General features: G+C 70.4%; 15 protein-coding genes. 9 read left to right on the forward strand and 6 right to left on the reverse strand.

Translation table 11 applies throughout. From position 1 onward, the window contains the following. Positions 1-52: 52 nt before the first annotated feature. Together Q0568_RS00675 and Q0568_RS00680 are read right to left on the reverse strand one after the other, a co-directional pair. Positions 53-916: a DNA-formamidopyrimidine glycosylase family protein gene (locus tag Q0568_RS00675; protein ID WP_298860594.1), complete on the reverse strand. Its 864-nt coding sequence runs from the start codon at positions 914-916 to the stop codon at positions 53-55. A 40-nt stretch (positions 917-956) separates the two neighbouring features. Then, positions 957-1,520: a GNAT family protein gene (locus Q0568_RS00680; RefSeq protein WP_298860597.1), complete on the reverse strand. Its 564-nt coding sequence runs from the start codon at positions 1,518-1,520 to the stop codon at positions 957-959. A 209-nt stretch (positions 1,521-1,729) separates the two neighbouring features. Here Q0568_RS00680 and Q0568_RS00685 point away from each other — a divergent pair, with 209 nt between their 5' ends. From Q0568_RS00685 to cydC, 3 genes are all read left to right on the forward strand, one after another. Beyond that, entirely contained in the window at positions 1,730-2,635 is a 906-nt protein-coding gene (locus tag Q0568_RS00685) for a permease (protein ID WP_298860599.1), read from the forward strand. Positions 2,636-2,644: 9 nt separating this feature from the next. Continuing rightward, complete coding sequence (gene mfd, locus Q0568_RS00690) at positions 2,645-6,184, forward strand: transcription-repair coupling factor (protein WP_298860602.1); 3,540 nt, start codon at positions 2,645-2,647, stop codon at positions 6,182-6,184. 208 nt (positions 6,185-6,392) lie between these two features. Further along, on the forward strand, positions 6,393-9,746 hold the full coding sequence (cydC, locus tag Q0568_RS00695; RefSeq protein WP_298860605.1) for a thiol reductant ABC exporter subunit CydC: 3,354 nt from the start codon (positions 6,393-6,395) through the stop codon (positions 9,744-9,746). Between the two features lie 194 nt (positions 9,747-9,940). On the opposite strand, the gene Q0568_RS00700 is transcribed toward cydC, so the two are convergent. Continuing rightward, complete coding sequence (locus Q0568_RS00700) at positions 9,941-10,750, reverse strand: M56 family metallopeptidase (protein WP_298860608.1); 810 nt, start codon at positions 10,748-10,750, stop codon at positions 9,941-9,943. Between the two features lie 4 nt (positions 10,751-10,754). Beyond that, positions 10,755-11,111: a BlaI/MecI/CopY family transcriptional regulator gene (locus Q0568_RS00705; protein WP_298860614.1), complete on the reverse strand. Its 357-nt coding sequence runs from the start codon at positions 11,109-11,111 to the stop codon at positions 10,755-10,757. Positions 11,112-11,239: 128 nt separating this feature from the next. On the opposite strand from Q0568_RS00705, the gene Q0568_RS00710 reads away from it, so the two are divergent. The 3 genes from Q0568_RS00710 to Q0568_RS00720 all read left to right on the forward strand — a co-directional run bounded on the left by Q0568_RS00710 (position 11,240) and on the right by Q0568_RS00720 (position 14,798). Next, entirely contained in the window at positions 11,240-12,814 is a 1,575-nt protein-coding gene (locus Q0568_RS00710; RefSeq protein ID WP_298860617.1) for a cytochrome ubiquinol oxidase subunit I, read from the forward strand. 21 nt (positions 12,815-12,835) lie between these two features. Next, positions 12,836-13,873: a cytochrome d ubiquinol oxidase subunit II gene (gene cydB / locus Q0568_RS00715; protein ID WP_298860620.1), complete on the forward strand. Its 1,038-nt coding sequence runs from the start codon at positions 12,836-12,838 to the stop codon at positions 13,871-13,873. 328 nt (positions 13,874-14,201) lie between these two features. Beyond that, complete coding sequence (locus Q0568_RS00720; protein WP_298860623.1) at positions 14,202-14,798, forward strand: gamma carbonic anhydrase family protein; 597 nt, start codon at positions 14,202-14,204, stop codon at positions 14,796-14,798. 89 nt (positions 14,799-14,887) lie between these two features. Here Q0568_RS00720 and gdhA read toward each other — a convergent pair whose 3' ends face one another. Both gdhA and Q0568_RS00730 read right to left on the reverse strand, forming a co-directional pair. Continuing rightward, positions 14,888-16,255 carry an NADP-specific glutamate dehydrogenase gene (gene gdhA, locus Q0568_RS00725; RefSeq protein WP_298860625.1) on the reverse strand — a complete coding sequence of 456 codons (1,368 nt, stop codon included), beginning with the start codon at positions 16,253-16,255 and terminating at the stop codon, positions 14,888-14,890. A gap of 142 nt (positions 16,256-16,397) precedes the next feature. Beyond that, the gene (locus Q0568_RS00730) at positions 16,398-19,064 is read right to left on the reverse strand and encodes a phosphoenolpyruvate carboxylase (RefSeq protein ID WP_298860628.1); all 2,667 of its coding nucleotides are present in this window, start codon (positions 19,062-19,064) and stop codon (positions 16,398-16,400) included. An 81-nt stretch (positions 19,065-19,145) separates the two neighbouring features. Here Q0568_RS00730 and Q0568_RS00735 point away from each other — a divergent pair, with 81 nt between their 5' ends. From Q0568_RS00735 to Q0568_RS00745, 3 genes are all read left to right on the forward strand, one after another. Continuing rightward, a complete protein-coding gene (locus tag Q0568_RS00735) occupies positions 19,146-20,309 on the forward strand; it encodes a Na+/H+ antiporter NhaA (RefSeq protein ID WP_298860635.1) in 1,164 nt (387 codons plus the stop codon). A gap of 64 nt (positions 20,310-20,373) precedes the next feature. Continuing rightward, complete coding sequence (locus Q0568_RS00740; protein WP_298860870.1) at positions 20,374-20,997, forward strand: MazG family protein; 624 nt, start codon at positions 20,374-20,376, stop codon at positions 20,995-20,997. A 189-nt stretch (positions 20,998-21,186) separates the two neighbouring features. Next, complete coding sequence (locus tag Q0568_RS00745; protein WP_298860873.1) at positions 21,187-22,449, forward strand: ATP phosphoribosyltransferase regulatory subunit; 1,263 nt, start codon at positions 21,187-21,189, stop codon at positions 22,447-22,449. Positions 22,450-22,513 lie beyond the last annotated feature (64 nt).

Here is a 22,513-nt window from a genome sequence, read left to right on the forward strand (position 1 = left end):
ATGCTCTGAGTCTACTCAACGTGGCATCCGCGGATTCATTCCCCGTCATATTTCACTTCAGCAGCCGCGACAGCCGGCGGTCGGCGAGGATCTTCCCGCCGGTCTGGCAAGTGGGGCAGTACTCCAGACTGCGGTCGGCGAAGAACACGCTGCGCACGGTGTCGCCGCACATCGGGCAGGCCTCGCCGCGGCGGGCGTGCACGCGGAATCCCGCTCGCTTGGCATCCTTCAGCTGCGCCGGCGGCTTGCCGGACGCGACCCGGATCGCCTCGCGCAGGGTGGACTGCATGGCCTCGTAGAGCCGGTCGATCTCGGTGTCGTCCAGGTTGCCCGCCGGCGCGTACGGCGACATCCTCGCCACGTGCAGGATCTCGTCGCTGTAGGCGTTGCCGATGCCGGCGATCAGGCCCTGATCGCGCAGCAGGCCCTTGATCTGCATCCGCCTGCCCGCGAGCAATGCTGCGAACGCGTCGCGCGTGAACGCAGGATCCAGCGGGTCGGGGCCGAGCCGTGCGATGCCGGGGACCTCCTGGGGATCGCGCACGACGTACACGGCCAGGGACTTCTTGGTGCCGGCCTCGGTGAGGTCGAACCCGCTGCCGTCGTCCAGTGCCACGCGCAGTGCGATGGGGCTTCTGCCCGGCTTGATGAGCGTGGTCGGCAGGGCGTCGTACCAGCGCAGCCAGCCGGCCTTGGCCAGGTGGAACACCAGATGCAGATCGTCACCGCAGACCAGGTCGAGGAACTTGCCGTGCCTGGCTGTCGCGGTGATCTCCGCACCCGCAAGCGCGGTGTGCGGCGGATCGAACGTCTTCAGCGCCGCGATCTCGCCCACGCTCGTGCGGGTGATCGCGTGCCCCACGGCGCGCTCGCCGAGGAAGTCGACGAGCCCCTGCACCTCCGGCATCTCGGGCATGCTGCCATCCTGGCATCCGGCACCGACATGCGACAGGACATCAGAGCACCGGCCACTCCACGGGCGTGCGGTCATCCGTGGCCAGCAGTCCTGCGATCCAGCCGTCGTCGCGGCCGCGCGGACCGGCGAGGCCCTGGCGCAGCATCCCCTCGTAGCGGAAGCCGAGTCCTCGGGCGGTGCGGGCGGAGGGGATGTTGCCCACCACAGCCCGCCAGGTCAGGCGAACCAGCTTCAGCTCGCCGAAGGCGTAGTCCACCACCGCACGGGCGGCTTCGCCCATCACGCCCTGACCGCGGTGCGCAGCGGTGCCCCAGTAGCCGATCTCGGCCTCGCCGCCGTGCGGATGCTGCGTGATCCTGTGCAGACCGATCATGCCCGCCAGGACGCCGTCGCGGCGGATGGCCCACACGGTCTCCACCCCGTCGGCCCACCACGAGTCCACCAGACCGATGAAGTCCTCGGCATCCGACCGGGAGTACGGGCTCGGCACCGTCGTCCAGCGCGACACCTCCGGGTCCTGGCAGGCGGCGGTGATCGCGTCGACGTCGGCCTCGGTCGGGATCGAGAGGACGAGGCGGTCGGTGCGCAGGATGACGGGTTGCATCCGTCCACGCTAGACGGGCGGTGCCGGATCACTGATGCTCCGATGCGCGCCTGGCGTGTCTCGCGCCCGGCGGGGCTCGACACGCGGCGAGTGTTCGTCGGCATCCGTGATCCGTCACGGGCCATGGGCCGAGCAGCGGCATCAGACGGTCGGCGGGCCGGTAGTATGTCACACACGGCCGTTCCGCCGCGAGCCCTGGGAGGACGGCCATGACGACGCAGCGCTCATCGCCCCGTGGCGTGGGGGTCTCGCTGCTGGCATCCGCCCTGTTCGCGAGCATCTTCTACCTGACCGCGCAGTTGAGCTCCTCCGCCGAAGTCGTCTGGGCCTGGCGCGTGTTCGTCACGCTGGGGCTGTATCTGCTGGCGCTGTGGATTCCGGCATCCCGCGACGAGCTTCGCGTGCTGTTCCGCAGGCTGCGCACCCGCTGGTGGATGCCGCTGCTCGCCCTGCTGCTGGCGAGCATCGTCGGCTTCGAGCTGTGGCTGTTCATGTGGGCGCCCATGCACGGGCACGGCCTGGACGCGTCGCTGGGCTACCTGCTGCTGCCCATCACCCTGGTGCTGGGCGGGCGCTTCATCCTGCACGCGCATGTCAGCCGGATGCAGTGGGCGGTCGTGGCGCTGGCGGTGGTGGCCGTCGTGGTGAAGATCGCGGCGACCCCACAGCTGTCGTGGGTGACGATCGCCATCTGCATCCCGTATGCGGTGTATTTCGTCGTGCGGCAGCGCTTCGGACTGGACGGCCCGCTGGTGTTCGGCATGGAACTGGCGCTCATGTCGCCGGTCGCCGTCGTCGCTCTGGTCACCGCGGTTCCCGGCCCGCTGCCGGTGCCGGAGCTCATGGGTCTCGCCGCGGTCGGCCTGCTGGGCGGTTTCGGCATGATCCTGTATCTCGCGGCATCCAGCATGCTGTCCATGCCGGTGTTCGGACTGCTCAGCTATGTGGAGCCCGTGCTGCTGGTCGCGGTGGCGTTCGTCCTGGGGGAGCGGATGCAGGGAGCGGATGCCGTGGCCTACGGCATCCTGGCCGCAGCTCTCGCCCTGCTGGCCGTGGAAGGATTCCGGGCCGCCCGACGCCGCCCGCCGGAGCCGGATGTCGGTGCGGCCGATTAGACTTTTCCGGTGACTGTTCCGGGGATTCTGCGCGCCTTGGAAGAGGCGAACCTGTACCGCGATGCCCTCACCTGGGCGCAGACCGATGGCGAGATCTCGGTGGTCGACGGGCTCGACGCCCCGGTCATCGCCGGGCTGCTGACCAAGCGCGCACAGGCGGGCCACCCGGCATCCGCTCTGGTCGTCACCCCGACCGGCCGCCGGGCCGAGTCCGTGGCGGCGGCGCTGGGCACCTACCTGGCGGATGCCGAGATCCTCACCTTCCCCGCCTGGGAGACGCTGCCGCACGAGCGCCTGAGCCCCAGCCCCGACACCGTCGGGCGGCGCCTGGCCACGCTGCGCCGCATCACCACCTGGGACGGCTCCACGCCGCTGATCGTGGTGGCCTCGGTCCGGGCGGCGCTGCAGCCGGTGGCCGCGAACCTGGGTGACGCCGCACCTCTCGAACTGCGGCTCGGCGGTCGAGGGATCGAGCTCGAGGATGCCGTGGAGCAGCTCGTCGAGCGCGCGTACTCCCGCGTCGACATGGTGTCCCGCCGTGGTGAGTTCGCCGTGCGCGGCGGCATCCTGGACGTCTTCCCGCCGACGTCCGATCATCCTGCGCGGGTGGAGTTCTTCGGTGACGAGGTCGATCAGATCCGGGCCTTCTCGGTGGCCGACCAGCGCTCGCTGCCGGGCGATGTCGCCTCGGTCGAGCTGCCCGCCAGCCGCGAGCTGCTGCTGACCGCCGAGGTGCGCGAGCGCGCCGCTGCGCTCGTGAGCGCGTTCCCCGCCATCTCCGGGATGCTGGAGAAGATGGCCGAGGGCATCCCGGTCGAGGGCATGGAGTCGCTGCTGCCTGCTGTCGCGGGTCCGCTGGTGACCCTGGCCGAGTACCTGCCGGAGGGTTCGGCCACGGCCATCGTCGACCCGGAGCGCGCGAGCGCCCGCGCGCAGAACCTCGGCGAGACCAACCGGGAGTTCCTGGAAGCCGCGTGGAGCGCCGCGACCTCGGGCGCCTCCGCGCCCATCGACCTCGACGCAGGCGACTTCATCTCCATCGCCCGGCTGCGTGAGATCGTCCGCGGGCGCGACGGCGTGTGGTGGCGATTGAGTGCGTTCGCCACGGATGACGCGGATGCCGCGAACCTGGACTCGTCGATCATCCCGTCGTTCCACGGGAACGTCGACGGCGCCGTCTCCTTCGTGCAGGCTCGCCTGGGCGAGGGCTGGCGCGTGGTCGTCGTCGCCTCCGGGCAGGGGCTGGTCGAGCGCGCACGTGATGTGCTCAGCGACCGCGGCATGGCGGCCAGAGTGCTCGAGGATCTCGCCGAGGCTCCGGATGCCGGTGTCGCGACGCTTGTGGTCGGAGCCGTGGAGTCCGGCTTCCAGGTGCCCGAGGCGAAGCTGGCGGTGCTCACCGACAGCGAGTTCTACGGCCGCACCATCGGCGGCGACCAGCGGGTCGTCAAGAAGCTGGCCTCGCGCCGGCGCAACGTCGTCGATCCGCTGCAGCTGAAGCAGGGCGACTACGTCGTGCACATCACGCACGGCATCGGCCGGTTCGTGGAGATGACCAAGCGCGAGGTGTCCTCCGGCGGCCGGCACGCCGTCAAGTCGACGCGCGAGTACCTGGTGCTCGAGTACGCGCCGTCCAAGCGCGGGTACCCGGGCGACAAGCTGTACGTACCCACCGACCAGCTGGACCTGTTGTCGAAGTATGTCGGCGGCGAGGCGCCCGCGCTGTCGAAGATGGGCGGCAGCGACTGGTCGGCAGCCAAGGGCAAGGCCCGCAAGGCCGTGCGTGACATCGCCGTCGAGCTGGTCAAGCTGTACTCCGCACGCGTGAACTCGAAGGGGTACGCGTTCGGGCCGGACACCCCCTGGCAGCGCGAGCTGGAGGAGGCGTTCCCGTTCGCCGAGACGCACGACCAGCTGCAGACCATCGACGAGATCAAGGCCGACATGGAACGGCCGATCCCGATGGACCGGCTGCTGTCGGGAGATGTCGGCTTCGGCAAGACCGAAGTGGCCGTGCGGGCCGCGTTCAAGGCCATCCAGGAGGGCAAGCAGGTCGCCATGCTCGTGCCGACCACTCTGCTGGTCAAGCAGCACATGGAGACCTTCACCGAGCGCTTCGCCGGCTTCCCCGTGAAGGTGCGTCCGCTCTCGCGCTTCCAGACCGACAAAGAGGCCCGGCTCACCCTGCAGGGGCTCGTCGACGGATCGGTCGACATGGTCATCGGCACGCACCGCATCCTCACCGATCAGGTGATCTTCAAGGACCTGGGTCTGATGATCATCGACGAGGAGCAGCGCTTCGGCGTGGAGCACAAGGACGCGCTGAAGAAGATGAAGACCAACGTCGACATCCTCGCCATGAGCGCGACGCCCATCCCGCGCACGCTGGAGATGGCGGTCACCGGCATCCGCGAGATGTCCACCCTGCAGACGCCGCCGGAGGACCGGCATCCGATCCTCTCCTTCGTCGGACCCCGCAGCGACAAGCAGATCGCCGCGGCGATCCGCCGCGAGATCCTGCGCGAGGGCCAGGTGTTCTTCGTGCACAACCGTGTGCAGTCCATCCAGCGGGTGGCGTCCGAGCTGGCGGAGCTGGTGCCCGAGGCGCGCATCGCCGTCGCGCACGGCAAGATGGGCGAGCACCAGCTGGAGCAGGTCGTCGACGACTTCTGGGAGCGCAAGTACGACGTGCTGGTCTCGACGACCATCATCGAGACGGGCCTGGACATCTCCAACGCCAACACGATCATCATCGACAGGGCCGACAAGTACGGTCTGTCGCAGCTGCACCAGCTGCGCGGACGCGTGGGCCGCGGGCGCGAGCGCGCGTACGCGTACTTCCTGTACGACGACGCCAAGCCGCTCTCGGAGACGGCCGCCGATCGGCTGCAGACCATCGCCGTGAACAACGAGCTGGGTTCGGGAATGCAGGTGGCGCTGAAGGACCTCGAGCTGCGCGGTGCCGGCAACCTGCTGGGTGCCGAGCAGGCCGGGCACATCGCCGGCGTCGGCTTCGACCTGTACCTGCGCATGATCGGCGAGGCCGTCGCCACGTTCCGCGGTGAGGACACCACCTCGGATGTCGAGCTGCGGCTGGAGCTGCCGGTGGATGCCAGGATTCCCGAGCACTACATCGACAGTGAGCGGCTGCGGCTGGAGGCGTATCAGAAGCTGTCATCCGCGGCCGGCGCCGGTGCGGCCGATGACGCGATCGACCTGGTCGCCGAGGAGCTCGTCGACCGCTACGGCGCACTGCCCGAGGAGGTGCAGACCCTGGTGACCGTCGCGCGGCTGCGCCGCCGTGCCGCGCGTGCGGGTCTGACGGATGTCGTGGCGATGGGCTCGAACCTGCGGGTCGCACCCGCGCGCCTCGCGGATTCCATGAAGGTGCGTCTTCAGCGCCTGTACCCGAAGGCGAAGCTGGTCGGCGGGGGAGAGGCGCTGGTGGTGCCGATGCCCACGGAATCTGACCTCATCGAGTGGGTCGGGAATCTGCTCACTGCCATGTTCCCGGAGCCCGTGAAGGAGCCCGCGGTCATTCAAGGCTGAGCCCCGTCGCGCGACTGCTCGCGCGGCAGTTCTCGCTTCGAGCTGCAGTTCTCGACCCGTTCGGATTCTCGCGCGGCAGTTCTCAATCGACGCTGCGGATATTTGCGCCGCGCTGCTCGAAAACTGCCGCGCGAACTCGGCGGATGCTGTGGCATGCTCCGCGAAGCGCACGGACCGAATCCTCTTCTACGCGACGTAGAATTAGCGGGTGAGCACGATTCGCAACGACCCCTGGGTGATCGAGGCCGAGCGGGCGGCGCAGGCGCCGGGGTTCCGCCGGCCGGAGTTCGGACCGGTGCCGAAGGGCGCGGTCTACGCGCTGGGCGCACTCGCGGCATCCCGCGCTGTCGGCCTCGTGCTCATCGCCGAGGCCGTCGCTCGTGGCATCGTCGCGCTCACCGGGCACGACACGACCAGCACCGCGGTGATCCTGCTCTGCGGCATCCTCGGCATGCTGCTGCGCGTGGGCGGCGAATGGGCGACGTCGGTGGTCGCGCGGCGCGTCGCCACGACCGTCAAGCTCGACCTGCGCGGCCGGATCTGGCGACGCATCGCACGGGGCGGCGAGAGCAGCGGCGGCACCGCGGTGCTGGCGGCAGACGGGCTCGACGACCTCGACGACTACTACGTGCAGACGCTGCCCGCGCTGGTCGGCGCGGCCGTCGTGCCGCTCATCGTCGGCATCCGCATCCTCGGTGCCGACTGGCTGAGCGCGCTGATCATCGTGCTCACCGTGCCCCTGGTGCCCCTGTTCATGATCCTCATCGGCAAGCACACCCAGCAGCGCACCGACGCAGCGCTCAGCGCCCTCACCCGACTCGCCGACCATCTCACGGAGCTCGCCCGCGGACTCCCCGTGCTGGTCGGGCTCGGCCGCGTCGAGGAGCAGACCCGTGCGCTGGACGGCATCCAGACCCGTTACCGGCAGCGCACCCAGGAAACCCTGCGCTGGGCGTTCCTCTCCTCGCTGGCGCTCGAGCTGATCGCCACGCTCTCCGTCGCCGTCGTGGCGGTCGTGCTCGGCATCCGCCTGCTGGATCGGTCGATGACTCTGGAACCCGCCCTGGTCGCGCTGATCCTCGCGCCGGAGTGCTTCCAGGCGCTGCGCGACGTCGGCTCCGCGTTCCACGCGTCGCAGGACGGGCTCTCCGCCCTCGATCGCGCGAATGCGCTGTTGGGGCAGCAGAATGCCCGCGACGTCCGCCGAGACGGAGGGGCTGTCCGCATCCGGCGGCTCTCGATCCGCTATGCCGGGCGGGATGCCGCGACGCTGACCGGCCTGGATGCGGACGTGCAGGGGATCACGGCCGTCACCGGGCCCAGCGGCGCCGGCAAGTCGACTCTGCTGGCGGCACTCGCCGGCGTCCTTCCGCAGGACGCCGAGATCACCGGCGAGATCCACGGTGTGGATCCGGATGCCGTGGCCTGGGCGCCGCAGGCGCCGCGCGCGTTCGCCGCCACGCCCCGGGAGGAACTCGCGCTGTACGGTGCGGGACCTGCGGCGCTCGACGAGCTCGGCCTCGGCGCGCTGGCGGATGCCGCCGTCGCCGAGCTGAGTCCCGGCGAGCTGCGCCGGCTGTCCGTCGCTCGCGCACTGGCGGGGGTGGACGCCGGCGCCCGGCTGCTCGTACTGGACGAGCCCACGGCGCACCTCGACCCCGTCGCGGCAGGTCTCGTGCGGGATGCGGTGCTGCGCCGCAGTCGTTCGTGCATGGTCGTGCTGGCCACCCACGAGCCGGAGACGCTGGCTCTCGCCGAGTGGCGCATCGTCATCGCACCCGCCGTGGCCTCAGGCGCCGGGCGGGAGGCGGACGTCGATGAGGTCACTGGCGCACCGACGGCGGCGGGGATCGAACCGCCGCACCAGGCAGGGGAGGACCCGGCATCCGGGGCGGCGCACTCCGCCTTGCGACCAGGACATCTCACGCTGTTCGCGCTGCTGCGCCCGCACGCCCGCCTGTGGGCGGGGTCCATCGCACTCGGCGCGCTCGCCGCGGGTCTCGCCGCGGCGCTCACGGCCGTCTCCGGCTGGCTGATCGTGCGCGCCAGCGTGGAGGAGCACATCATGTACCTGCTGGTGGCCATCGTCGGAGTGCGCGCGTTCGGCATCGGCCGTGCGGTGGCCCGTTACGCCGAGCGCCTGGTCACGCACCGTGCCGCATTCCAGGTGACGGATGCCCTGCGCCTGCGACTGTGGCGCGCCATCGCCGCGCGCGGCGCGGGTTCGCGGCGGCTGCTGGAGGGCGGGGCGCCGCTGGACTACCTCGTCACGCTGGCCGACGACCTGCGCGATCAGCTCCCGCGCATCGTGCCGCCGATCGGCGCGAGGATCCTCGTGATCGCGGGGACGATCGTGACCACGGCATCCGTCGCCCCGCACCTCGCGCCTCTCGTGGCGACGATGCTGATCGCCGCAGTGATCCTGGCGGTCGTGCTCGCCATCCGCGGTGAGCGGGGCGCCGGTGCCGCTCGCGTCGCCGCGCGCTCGGCGATCATCCGCGGCACCTCGGCGCTGGCAGCCGCCGCCGACGATCTGCGCGGCAATGGCGTGACGGAGCCGGCGCTGCGTCAGCTCGACGCCCATGCAGACCGGCTCGCAGACGCCGAGAGACGCGCCGCCTGGTCTGCGGGCCTGGGCGCGGCGGTGATCACCGCCGCGACGACCCTGCTGGCCGTGCTGGCACCGCTGCTCACGGCACAGGGATCCGCGGCATCCGCATCCATCGTCGCACTGCTCGCCCTTGCCGTGCTCGAGCCGCTGTCGGACCTCGTGGCATCGACCCAGCGGATGCCGGCGCTACGCGAACTGCTGCGCAGGCTCGACCTGATCCTGCAGCCCGCGCTGTCTGCGAGTTGGGGGAGTGGACATCCGGATGCCACGCACGAACTCGCCCTCGACGACGTCTCGGTGCGGTATCCGAGCACTCCCGGGCCTGCGGTCGAGGGTGTCTCCGGCATGGTCCCCCGCGGCCGCTGGCTGGTGCTCGACGGGCCCTCCGGCTCGGGCAAGTCCACGCTGCTCTCGGCCATCATGGGGGCTCTTCCGCTGGCATCCGGTGCTGTGCGAGCCGACGGCACCGCTCTGACCGAGCTCGACGAGCGCGCCTGGCGCGATCGGGTGGCCTGGTGCCCGCAGGACGCGTACGTGTTCGACTCCACGCTGCGGGGCAACCTCGCACTGGCGCGGTCGCACGATGACGCCCCCGATGAGGAGGCGATGCGGCGAGCGCTGCAGCGCGCGGGGCTCGGCGGACTGCTGGACTCCCTTGCCGGCGGGCTCGACACGCGCGTGGGCGCGGGCGGCTCAGCGCTCTCCGGCGGGGAACGTCAGCGACTGGCGGTGGCCCGCGCTCTCCTCACTCGCGCCGACGTGATCCTGCTCGACGAGCCCACCGCGCACCTGGATGAGCCGACCGCCGCCGCGATGATGGCCGACGTGCGTTCGGCGGCATCCGAGCGGATCGTCGTGCTGGTCACGCACCGCCAGGTCGGTCGGCGGGATGACGACGTGATCGTGCAGCTGCCCGACGGCATCCGCGACCCGGAGCCCGCACTGCGCTGACTCTCGTGCGGGCCTCACGCGCGCACGGCATCGTGCTTCGCGCGGCTCTTCTCGACCAACGCTGCGCAGATACGCACAGCGTTGGTCGAGAACTGCCGCGCGGGGGACGGTCGAGGTCGAGAACTGCCGCGCGGGTCGAGAAGTGCCGCGCGGGCTGGAACCGGATCCGTGTGGCAACGCGCCCGCACGGTGACTCAGCGGGCGAGTCGGCGGAACCTGTCGCTGACCCGCATCGAGCCCGACACCGGCTGATCGGCGCCGGGCACGCCGCTGGCGCCCACCTGCAGGATCGCTCGCGCCAGCACCTCGTCGCGCACCTCGCGGCGGGCGTGGTCGTCGGCGAGCATCTCGACCAGGGCGGCGACCTCGACCTCCGCGCGTGCGGCGATCGGGAACCACGGCAGTGCCGAGCGCCAGGCGCGGAACGCCAGCAGCAGCAGGTCGTGCCGCTGCTCGACGTGCGCGCGCTCGTGAGCGATGACGGCGACCAGCTCGTCGGGATCCAGGCGGTCCAGCAGGCCCTGCGAGAGCACCGTCACAGATCGGGCGCCGCGCGGCAGGCAGTACGCCATCGGCACGGCATCGTCGATCACCCGCGTATGAGCGCGGGTGGGATGCGGTGAGGTGAGCATCTCCAGGAGGGCGAGGTGGCGGTGCCGCAGTCGGGTCACCTGCACGATCGTGACCGCGAGATGGCCCAGCAGATACGCCGCGAACAGCACCGCCGCGATCGGCGCGAACCACGGATGCTGCGGCAGGGCAGCATATCCGGCCAGCGCGAGCGCGCCGATCATCGACAGCCCGCCCGCCAGCCCGATCACCTGCCACAGCAGCAGGGCCATCACCGGGGCGCGCATCGGCCACGTCGCGCGCGACAGCGCGACGGGCACGGGCCAGGCCAGGGCTAACGCGACGACGCCGAGCACCACCGCCCCGGCGATGATCACGCCGTGCGGGATCACCAGGGCGCCGGCCGGCGCGGCATCCATCGCGACCAGAAGCATGAGATCAGCCGGAGTGGCCGAGCAGCTGCCGCAGGATCGCGGCATCCTCGGCGGAGACCCCGCCGACGAACCGCTCGAGCACGGCGGTGCGGTCGGCGGCGTCGCCCAGCACGGTGTGCATGAGTTCGGCCACGTGCTCGGCCCGGGACGAGGTCGCCGTGTAGTGGTGCGGGCGCACGGAGCGGTCGGAGGACACGAAGCCCTTCTTCTCCAGCCGCGACAGCACCGTGAGCAGCGTCGTGACGGCGAGGGGCCTGCCGTCGGCCCCGAGACGGCTCTGCACGTCGTAGGCGCTCAGCGCGCCGTCGGCATCCCAGAGCGCATCCATCACCGCGCGCTCCAGCTCTCCCAGCGCTGCCATCGGGCCTCCCTCGTCACGATGATTCTACCCCACGTAGAAAGTGTTCTATTGTGTGTCGAAGTAGTTCTACGTGACGTAGAATTCGAGAGTCGACCGGATGCGGCATCCGGCCTGAGGAGGAGAACCGCATGGACGTGCTCGACATCGCGCGATGGCAGTTCGGCATCGTGACCGTCTACCACTTCCTCATGGTCCCGCTCACGCTGGGCCTGGGAATGATGGTCGCCATCATGCAGACGCGCTGGGTGCGCACGGGTGACGAGAAGTTCCTGCGCATGACGAAGTTCTGGGGCAAGGTCTATCTGATCAACTTCATCATCGGCGTGGCCACCGGACTCGTGCAGGAGTTCCAGTTCGGCATGGCATGGAGCGAGTACTCCCGCTTCGTCGGCGATGTCTTCGGCGCACCGCTGGCCATGGAGGGGCTGCTGGCGTTCTTCGTCGAGTCCACCTTCCTCGGCATCTGGATCTTCGGCTGGGGACGGCTGCGCAAGGGCCTGCACCTCGCGGCGCTGTGGTGCGCGGTGATCGGCTCGTGGATCTCGGCGTTCTTCATCATCACCGCGAACTCGTGGATGCAGCATCCGGTGGGCGTCGTGAAGGGTCCGGACGGGCGCCCGGTCATGAACGACATCTGGGCAGTGCTCACCAACAACACCGCACTGGCCGCATACACGCACACCATCCTCGGCGCGCTCGTCGTCGCCGGCATGTTCCTGCTCGGCATCTCGTGGTACCACCTGTGGCGCCGTCGTCACGACGGCATCGACACCGTCGACGAGACCGGCCATGTCGTCGTCGGACAGGCGGATGCCGCACCCGGCCGCGACCGCACGGATCACGGCGTCTGGCTGTGGTCGCTGCGCCTGGGCGCGGTCGTCGCCATCGTCGCCTTCGCCGGCACGGTGATCTCGGGTGATGTGCAGGGCAAACTCATGTACGAGCAGCAGCCCATGAAGATGGCCGCGGCCGAGGCCGCCTGCCACACCGGCTCGGACTTCTCGGTGCTCTCGCTCGGCGACCCCGGATCCACGGACTGTGCCGACGTGGTGACGCTCATCAAGATCCCCGGCGCGCTGGGATTCCTGGGCACCGGGAAGTGGGGTGCCGACATGCCCGGCATTCGCGATCTGGAGACGCACTACGTCGACCAGTACGGCAAGACCATCCCGAACAAGGCGATCTACGGCGACATGGCCGGGACCGACGTGAAGTACGTGCCGGTGATGTGGGTCACGTACTGGGGCTTCCGGCTGATGATCGGTCTCGGTGGCGTGGTCGCCCTCGGTGGCGCGGTGGCGCTGTGGCTGACTCGCAAGGGCACCGTGCCGAGTTCGAAGTGGATCATGCGGCTCGCGCTGCTGGGAATCGTCGCGCCGTTCGCCGCGAACATCGCCGGGTGGATCTTCACCGAGCTGGGTCGCCAGCCCTTCGTCGTGGCGCCGAACCCCACCGGCGTCGACGGGGTGTACATGTTCACCGCAGCGGCCGTCTCGCCTGGCGTCACCGTCGGGGAGCTGCTGTTCTCGGTCATCACGCTGAGCGTCGTGTACGGGATCATGCTCGTCATCGAGCTGTTCCTGATGGTCAAGTACGTGCGCGGCGGCGTGGCGTCGTCCATGCCCGAGCTCGCATCCCCGGCATCCGCCGACGATGCCGACAACCCCGACCACCGCGACGACGTGCTCGCCTTCGCGTACTGACCGGTCTGAGAGGACACCATCATGGAACCGCTTCCCGTCGTCTGGTTCATCGCGATCGCGCTGCTGTGGACCGGTTATCTGCTGCTGGAGGGCTTCGATCTCGGAGTCGGCATGCGGATGCTGTTCACGACCCGCTCCGAGCGGGACCGCCGGGTGATGCTGAACACCATCGGCCCGATCTGGGACGGCAACGAGGTGTGGCTGATCACCGCGGGCGCCGCCATGTTCGCGGCCTTCCCGGCCTGGTACGCGGCGCTGTTCTCCACCCTGTACGTGCCGCTGACCATCACGCTGGTGGGGCTGATCGTGCGGGCGGTCGGCATCGAGTACCGGGGCAAGCTGCACACCGAGCGGTGGCGCACGGTGTGGACCTGGCTGATCGGCGTCGGCTCCGTGATCGTGGCGTTCTGCATCGGCGCGGCGCTGGCGCTCACCTCGACCGGGCTGCCGCTGGACGCCAACGGCGACCGCGTGGGCGGGCCGTTCGTGTGGCTGACTCCCGTCGCCGTGCTGGGCGGGCTGGCCGTGGTCGGCTTCGCACTCGCGCACTCCGCGACGTTCCTGGGCCTGAAGGCCGACGGCCCGGTGCGCGAGCGGGCCGGGAGCTTCGCCGCGCGCTGGGCGCCGCTGTGCCTGATTCCCGCGGCCGGGTGGGCCATCCTCGTGCAGTTCGAGCACGGCGGCAGCGTGCTGTCGTGGGCGTTGGTGGCGCTGGCCGTCATCGCCGCAGTCGTCGGCTGGATCGCGGCGCGCGCCCGCCGCGAGGGCATCGCGTTCACCGGATACGCCGGATTCGGGCTGTTCGGTGTGGCATCGATCTTCGCCGGGATGTTTCCGCTGGTGCTGCCCTCGACCGTGGATGCCGCTTTCGACCTCACTCTGTGGAACGCCGCCAACGGCTCGTACACGCTGGGCGTGATGACCGTGGTCGCGGGGATCTCGCTGCCGGTCATCGTGCTGTACCAGGCCTGGAGCTACTGGATCTTCCGCAAGCGCGTGACGCCCGGCATGATCCCCGAGGTGCACATCGTGCTGCCGGCCGTGCTCCGGGCGCGCTGAAGGGGCATCCGGAAGTCGCGGCGGCGGGCACGCGGCGTGACGGATCACGGATGGCCCCGCCTGTCTGCGGCCTGTCGCCCAGTCGACACGCCGCAGGACGACCGCGCGGTCAGTGATCCGACACGCGGCGGATCACGCGGCATCCGTAGTGCGCGAGCGGATGCTGGGCGCCAGCCGCGGGGATGTGCGCTTCGCGCTGGCGGATTTCGGGTATTCGTCCGCGCGGGGCGCACATCTCCGCGCGAGATGCTCGCACCACGTCGCGCCCGCGGTGCTCGACACGCGGCATCCGTGGTGCGCGAGCGGATGCCGCGACTAGTCTGGCCGCATGATCTACGAGCACCTCGGGGCTCGGCCCCGCATCCACGACACCGCCGTCGTGGCGCCGACCGCTGTGATCTCCGGCGATGTGGAGATCGGGCCGAACTGCCAGGTGCTGCACGGCGCCGTGATCACCGCCGAGGGCGGACCCATCGTGCTCGGCGAGCACGTGATCGTGATGGAGAACGCGCTCATCCGCGCGACGGCGGCGGATGCCGTGCACGTCGGCCACCATTCGCTGCTGGGCACGCTGTCGTCCGTGGCAGGTGCTGACATCGGGGCGGAGTCGTTCCTGGCATCCGGCGCCCGCGTCTTCAACGGCGCACGCGTCGGTTCGCATTGCGAGATCCGCGTGAACGCGATCGTGCACCGCCGCAGCATCCTGCCGGACGGCAGCGTGGTGCCGATCGGCTGGATCGCCGTCGGCGACCCGGCGCAGCTGCTCTCGCCCGACCACGACGAGGAGATCGCGGCCCTGCAGCCTGAGCTGGACTTCCCCGGCTACGTGTTCGGCGTGGACCGCGACACCCCCGACCTGATGGTGCAGCTCACCGAGCGCTATGCCAGCTCCCTGGCTCGCCACAGGCACGACCAGCAGGTCTGAGCCCGCCCGCCCAGACCCCTCCTGAACGCCGAGACCCCTCCTGAATCACGCGATTCACGAGGGGTCTCGACGCTGCTGAGGGGTCTCGGTCAGATGACGCCCTGGGCCAGCATCGCGTCGGCCACGCGCTCGAAGCCGGCGATGTTGGCGCCCGCCACGTAGTCGCCGGGGGTGCCATAGCGCTCGGCGGCGCGGAACGACGCGTCGTGGATGTCGGTCATGATCTCGCGCAGCTTCTGCTCGCTGTTGGCGAAGTTCCAGCGCTGGCGTGCGGCGTTCTGGCTCATCTCCAGGGCCGAGGTCGCCACGCCACCGGCGTTGGCCGCCTTGCCCGGCGCGAACAGCACCTCGGAGTTCTGGAACGCGCCGACGGCCTCGGGCGTGGAGGGCATGTTGGCGCCCTCTGCCACGGCGCGCACGCCGTTGGCGATCAGCATGTTCGCGGAGTCCAGGTTCAGCTCGTTCTGCGTGGCCGACGGGATGGCGATGTCGACCGGGATCTCCCAGACGTTGCCGCCCTCGACGAAGGTCGCACCCGGCCGACGGCGGGCGTACTCGACGATGCGGCCGCGCTCGACCTCCTTGATCTGCCGCAGCAGCTCCAGATCGATACCGGCGTCGTCGAGCACGTAACCCGAGGAGTCGGATGCCGTGACAGCCCGCGCTCCGAGCTGCTGCGCCTTCTCGATGGCGTACAGGGCCACGTTGCCCGAACCGGACACCGCCACGCGCTTGCCCTCGAGGGTCTCGCCGTGCACGGCCAGCATGGACTGCACGAAGAACACGGCGCCGTAGCCGGTGGCCTCGGTGCGCACCTGCGCGCCGCCCCAGCCGATGCCCTTGCCGGTGAGCACACCCGACTCGTGACGGTTGGTCATCTTGCGGTACATGCCGAACAGGTAGCCGATCTCGCGGCCGCCCACGCCGATGTCGCCCGCGGGAACGTCGGTGTGCTCGCCGATGTGGCGGAACAGCTCGTTCATGAACGACTGGCAGAAGCGCATGATCTCCGCGTCGCTGCGGCCGTGCGGGTTGAAGTTCGCGCCGCCCTTGGCTCCGCCGATGCCCTGGCCGGTGAGCGCGTTCTTGAAGATCTGCTCGAAGCCGAGGAACTTCATGATCGAGATGTTCACGGTGGGGTGGAAGCGCAGACCGCCCTTGTACGGGCCGAGAGCCGAGTTGTACTGCACCCGGTAGCCGCGGTTCACGTGCAGCTGACCGGCGTCGTCGATCCACGGCACCCGGAAGATGATCTGGCGCTCGGGCTCGATGAGCCGCTCGAGCACGCCGTTCTCGACGTACTTCGGGTGACGCTCGAGCACCGGGCCGATGGAGTGCAGCACCTCGTGCACCGCCTGGTGGAACTCCGGCTCGTTCGGGTTGAGCGCGCGCACCGTGTCGAAGACGGGCTGTGCGGCGGCGCTGAGCGGATGGAAATCGGCAGTGGTATCGGTCACGCGGGGAAGCTTTCTCGGAATAGGAATGGGGGATGCGAGCGATCGTGTCGCATGATGCTTCGCCGGATCAGGCTGGAATCTCACTTTACATCGGCTGCTAGGGGTCCCTAACAATCGTGTCAGCCCACCCGATCGGGCCCGATCACCCGGTGTTCTGCAGGCCGGCGGCCACCCCGCTCACCGAGAGCAGCAGCAGGCGCTGCAGGTCGGGATCGGGCGCCGGGGCCGTGGTCGCCGCCGTGCGCAGGGCGCGCAGCGCCCGCAGCTGCAGCAGCGACAGCGCATCCACGTACGGGGTGCGCAGCTGCACGGCGCGCTGCAGGATGGGCTTGTTCTGCAGCAGGCTCTCGCCGCCGGTGAGCCGGATGACCCAGTCGCGGGTCAGCCGCAGCTCGTCCAGCACGATCGCGGCGAGGTCGTCGCGGTCGCCCAGGGCGAGGTATTCACCGGCGATGCGCTCGTCGGTCTTGGCCAGGCTCATCGCCACGTTGTCGACCATGGTGTGCAGCAGCGGCCATTCGCGGTAGGCCTCTCGCAGCGCGGCCTCATCGCCCACGGCATCCAGAGCCGAGCCCAGGCCGAACCAGCCCGCCAGGTTGATGCGAGCCTGCGTCCATGCGAACACCCACGGGATGGCGCGCAGATCCTCCAGCGACTCCACCGACAGCCCGCGGCGCGCGGGCCGCGAGCCCAGCGCCAGCAGGCCGATCTCCTCCATGGGGGTGACGGTGGCGAACCACGGTGCGAACCCGTCGGCGTGCACGAGCGAGAAGAACCGCTCGCGCGAGGCCACGTCCATGGTGGCGGCGATGGGGGCGAAGCGCTCGGCCGCGCCGCTGGTGCGCTTCTCCACCGTCGGCGAGGACGCCAGCAGCGTGGCCGCCGCGACCTGGTCGATGTGCCGCATCGCGATGGCCGGCTCGCCGTAGCGGGCGAAGATCACCTCGCCCTGCTCGGTGAGCTTGAACCGGCCGTCGACCGAGTGCGGCGGCTGGGCCAGGATGGCCGAGTTGGCGGGTCCACCGCCGCGTCCCAGCGCACCGCCGCGGCCGTGGAACAGGGTGAGGCGGATGCCGGCATCCACCGCCCACTGGGCGATGTCGCGCTGCGCGTCGTACAGCGCGAGCGTGGCTGCCACCGGGCCGACGTCCTTGGAGGAGTCGGAGTAGCCGAGCATGACCTCGAGCCGGTTGCCGGTGGCCTCCAACCGCTTTCGGAACTCGGGGAACTGCACGACCTCGGCGAGGATGCCGGGGGCCGCCTGCAGGTCGGCGAAGGTCTCGAACAGCGGCACCACGTCCAGCACGGGTGCGTTCTCGCCCAGGGCGTAGGCGGCCAGCCGGTGCACGTTCTGCAGGTCCTGGGCGGAGCGGGTGAACGAGACCACGTACCGGCCGGTCGCGCGCAGGCCGTAGCGGCTCTGGATGTCGGCTATGGCGCGGAACACCTCCAGCACCTCCTGGGTGCGCTCGGAGAGCTCGCCGCCCGCGTCCAGTTCCGCGAGCGCCTCGGCGTGCACCTGCGAGTGCTGGCGCACCTCGAGCTCGGCCAGGTGGAAGCCGTAGGTCTCCACCTGCCAGATCAGGTGCTGCACGCCGCCGAATGCGTGGCGGGTGGCACCGGCATCCGCAAGAGAGGACTGCACGGCCCGCAGGTCGGCCAGCAGCTCCTCGGGGGCGCGGTAGGCGTCGGCCTCGCCGGTGCGGGTGGCCAGCACGCGGTGCCCGAGCGCCAGCAGCACGCGGCGGTGAGGCTCGTCGGGGGAGCGCTTGGCGATCGCAGCCGCCAGCTCGGGCTGCGCCTGCGCGAACCGCTCCCACAGGCCGACGACCTCGGTGCTGGGCGGTGTGCCCTCCGCGTCGAGGGTGAGCGTGCGGCCGATGCGCTCGATGGCGCGTTCGATGCCGCGCAGCACGTGGTCGGCGGCGATGGAGGCGGCCTCGCGGGTGACGGATGCCGTGACGAACGGGTTGCCGTCGCGGTCACCGCCCACCCACGTGCCGACCCTCACGAATGCCGGGACGAGAGGGGCGCCGTTGCCTGATCCCTCGCCTCGGAGTGCGTCATCGATCCGCCGGTACACGTGCGGAACGGTGGTGAACAGGGTCTCGTCGAACACGCTCATCACCGTGCGCACCTCGTCGGTGGGTGACGGCTTCTGCGCGCGCAGCGGCGCGGTGCGCCAGAGCGTGTCGACCTCCTCCAGCATGCGGCGGTGCGCGCGCTTCTGCTCCGCGCCGCCGGCACTGGCCGCGTCGTTCTGCGTGAGCAGGTCGGACAGCCGGCGGATGCTGGAGGACACCGCCCGGCGGCGCGCCTCGGTGGGGTGCGCAGTGAAGACGGGATGGAAGCGCAGTTCGGCGAGGCGCTCACGCGCCTCGGCATCGCCCACCTCCTGGCGCAGCCGCGCGAACGCGGTGGCGACGGTGTCGGCGGCATCCTCCCGTCCCGGGCGGCCGGCGCGCTCGCGCAGCACGCGCACGCGCTGGTGCTCCTCGGCGAGGTTCACCAGGTGGAAGTAGCAGGTGAACGCGCGGGCGACCTCGTCTGCGCGTTCGATGGTGAAGGACTCCGCGATGGACGCCGCCCGCGCGAACGCCTCATCGTCGGCATCCGCTGCCTGGATGGTGGCCAGTCGGAGTCGCTCGACGTCCTCGAAAAGGCCCGGCGTGCCCGACTCCCGCAGCACCTGACCGAGCAGGCCGCCCAGCATGCGCACGTCGGCACGCATGCTGTCGGGAATGCCGTTGGACGCCTCGAACCGGGAGATGACTCGGATGGCTTCGGTGTTCGTTGGCTCGAGGGTCATGCCCCGAGCGTAACCCGGGCTCCAGACGGGCCCGTGCTTCGTGACGGAGGCCCGCGAGAGGGCACGACCTACGATGGTGGGATGCGCATCACGGCCAATCCTCTGCGGGGACAGCAGTTCCCCGCCGCCCTCCTGCTCGCCGCGGCGGCCCTCGGGCTGCTCTTCGCGAACCTCCTCACGCACGACGCGATCGCGGCCGTGCTGGACGGGCGCATCGCCATCCCCGGCACGGCGCTCGACCTGACTGTGCGCGAGTGGGTGGCCGACGGCCTGCTGGCGATCTTCTTCCTGGTGGTGGCCATCGAGCTGCGGCACGAACTCACGCACGGCGAACTGAACTCGCTGAGCAAGGCCGTGCAGCCGGCGATCGCGGCAGGCGGCGGCGTGCTCGTGCCGATCCTCATCTACCTGCTGGTGGCGGGCGGTGGTCAGACGCACGTCGGCTGGCCGATCCCGACCGCCACCGACATCGCCTTCGCGCTCGGCGTGCTGGCCATGTTCGGGAAGGGGCTGCCCACGGCCGTGCGGGTGTTCCTGCTGGCGCTGGCCATCCTCGACGACATCATCGGCATCGTGTTCATCGCCGTGCTGTTCGCTCACGACGTCGACTGGCTGATGTTCGGCCTGTCGGTCGCGGCCGTCGTGGTGTTCTGGGCGCTCAGCCACTGGCTGCACGCCACCGGGCATCCGGGCATCGCCGTCGCCATGGGGGTGGTGGGCGTCGTCGCCTGGGGATGCATGGCGCTGTCCGGCATCCACGCGACGATCGCCGGCGTACTGCTGGGGCTCGCAATGGCGCCGGTGCCCGCCGAACGTGTGCGGCATGCGCTGGAGCCCACGGTGAACGGGCTCATCCTGCCGGTGTTCGCCTTCGTCGCGGCGTTCGTCGTCATCCCGCACGTGTCGCCCATGCAGCTGTCGCCGGCGTTCTGGGGCATCCTCATCGCGCTGCCCGTCGGCAAGATCATCGGCATCACCGTGTTCGGCTGGCTGAGCCTGCAGATCCGCCCGCGGGGCACGGCGCCTGCGCTGGTGCTGCCCGATCTCATCGCCGCCGGCGTGCTCGGCGGCATCGGATTCACCGTGTCGCTGCTGCTGGCGAACCTCGCCTTCACGACCGACGCCGCGCTGCGCGACGAGGCGATCCTGGGCGTGCTGGGCGGCTCGCTGATCGCACTGGTGCTGTCGGGAGTCTTCGTCTCGATGCGCGCGCGGCACTATCGGATGCTGGCGAAGGCCGCCTGAGGAGGATGCTGTGATCGACCCGGTCACTGATGTTCCGGATCCGCTGCGGGCCGCGGCGGAGACCATGCGCCAGGTGCGCGAGCGGTGCGTGTGGTCGCAGCGCATCACGCACCGCGACCTGGTGCCGTACCTCATCGAGGAGTCGCACGAGGTCATCGAGGCCGTGGAGACCGGCGACCGCACGGGCCTGCGCGAGGAGCTCGGCGATCTGCTCTGGCAGGTGCTGTTCCACTCCGCCGTCGCCGCCCAGGACGCGGATGATCCGTTCGACATCGACGACGTGGCGCGCGGGCTCACTGAGAAGATGGTGCGCCGGCATCCGCATGTCTTCGGCGACGCCGTCGCGAGGACTCCCGAAGAGGTGCTGGTGCACTGGAACGCCGCCAAGGCCGCCGAGAAGCGCGAGCGACGCAGCGTGCTGGACGGGGTCCCGGCAGGGATGCCCGCGCTGGCGCGCGCGCAGAAGGTGCTGGGGCGGGCCGCGAAGGTACTCGACCCATCTCCGGTCGTTGAGCGAGCCGTAGGCGAGACGAAACGCGTCGCATCCGAGTCCGCCCTCGGCGACGCCCTCCTCGTGCTGGTCGCCGAGGCTCGCGAGAACGGCTGGGATGCCGAGCGCGCCCTGCGCGAGCGCATCCGCCTGCTCGAGGACGAGGTCCGCGCGGCCGAGGCCGACCCGGGGCGGTGACGTCTCGGAACCGGCATCCGCTCGACTCTCTCTTCTCTGTTCAGGAGCCGAATGCCGGTTCTCAGGCCTCATCGCCGACGTTTGGCTTCCGGCCAGGGAGCGGAAGTTCAGCCAGGGAACCGATCGCACGGTCATACTCGCCAGACCTGGAAAGATGGACGGGTGGCAACCGTGAACCCGCCGCGCGGAATGCGCGACTTCCTCCCCGCTGACAAGGCCCGTCGCGAGCGCGTGCTCGCCGTCATCCGCGAGCGCTACCGCGCGCACGGCTTCGACGAGATCGAGACGCCCGTGGTCGAGGAGTACGACCGGCTGCATGCCGGCGTCGGCGGCGACAACGAGAAGCTGTCCTTCAGCATCCTGCGCCGTGGGCTGGATCCCGAGCAGATCCGCGCGGGCGCCGACGATCCCGCCGCGCTCAGTGACCTGGGCCTGCGCTACGACCTCACCGTGCCGCTGGCGCGCTTCTACGCGACCAACCGCGGCCAGCTTCCCGGCGTCTTCCGCGCCATTCAGATCGGTCCGGTCTGGCGTGCCGAGCGTCCGCAGAAGGGTCGCTACCGCCAGTTCGTGCAGTGCGATATCGACATCATCGGAGACGAGTCCGTCCGGGCCGAGGCCGAGCTGATCACGGCATCCCTCGACACCATCGACGCCCTCGGGCTCGAAGGCGGCATGGTGCGCGTGAACGATCGTCGCGCGCTGGAGTGGATGCTGGATTCGTTCGGCTTCACGGCTGGCGAGCGCCCCGGTGTGCTGATCACCATCGACAAGCTCGACAAGATCGGGCCCGACGGCGTGGCCGGCGAACTGCGTGACCGCGGGGCCACGGCATCCGCCGTCGACGCGTTCGAGGCGTTCCTGAAGCGTCCGCAGACCCTGGAGCACAACCCGTACGGCGAGCGCCAGATACGCAAGGCGCTGCCCGAGGGGGCGCCCGACGAGCTGATCGCGCACCTGGTCGGCCTGGGCGAGGCGGTCGTCGCCGCCAGACCGGATGCCGGCGAGCCGCCGCTGATGTACGACCCGTTCCTCGTGCGGGGGATGGGCTATTACACCGGCACGATCTTCGAGCTCGCGCACCCGTCGGTGAGCTACTCGCTGGGTGGCGGCGGCCGCTACGACGGCATGATCGGCCGCTTCCTCAGCCAGCAGGTGCCGGCAGTCGGCTTCTCGATCGGCTTCGAGCGCATCGTCGACCTGGTCGCGGAGCGCGAGGCGGATGCCGCGGCGTCGATCGTGCTCGTGCACGACAAGGGCGTTCCGGTCACCGAGCTGCTCGCGCACAAGGCGGCGCTGCTGCGCGGCACGGCGGCGCGGGTGCGCCTGGAGCGCCGCCCGAAGAACCTGCACGGCCTGCTGGAGCGCTCGGCCGCCGACGGCTACACCGGCTTCGTGACGGTGGCCGCAGGCCAGGACGCGGGGACCCTGGAGGTCAAGCCCCTCGGCTGAGCCCGGGGTGCCGGTCCGTCGGCCCCCGAAGTGGAACGGCGGCGTGAGGCTGTGTCCTGCCCGG

The organism is uncultured Microbacterium sp., assembly GCF_937927635.1.
Taxonomy (GTDB): domain Bacteria; phylum Actinomycetota; class Actinomycetes; order Actinomycetales; family Microbacteriaceae; genus Microbacterium.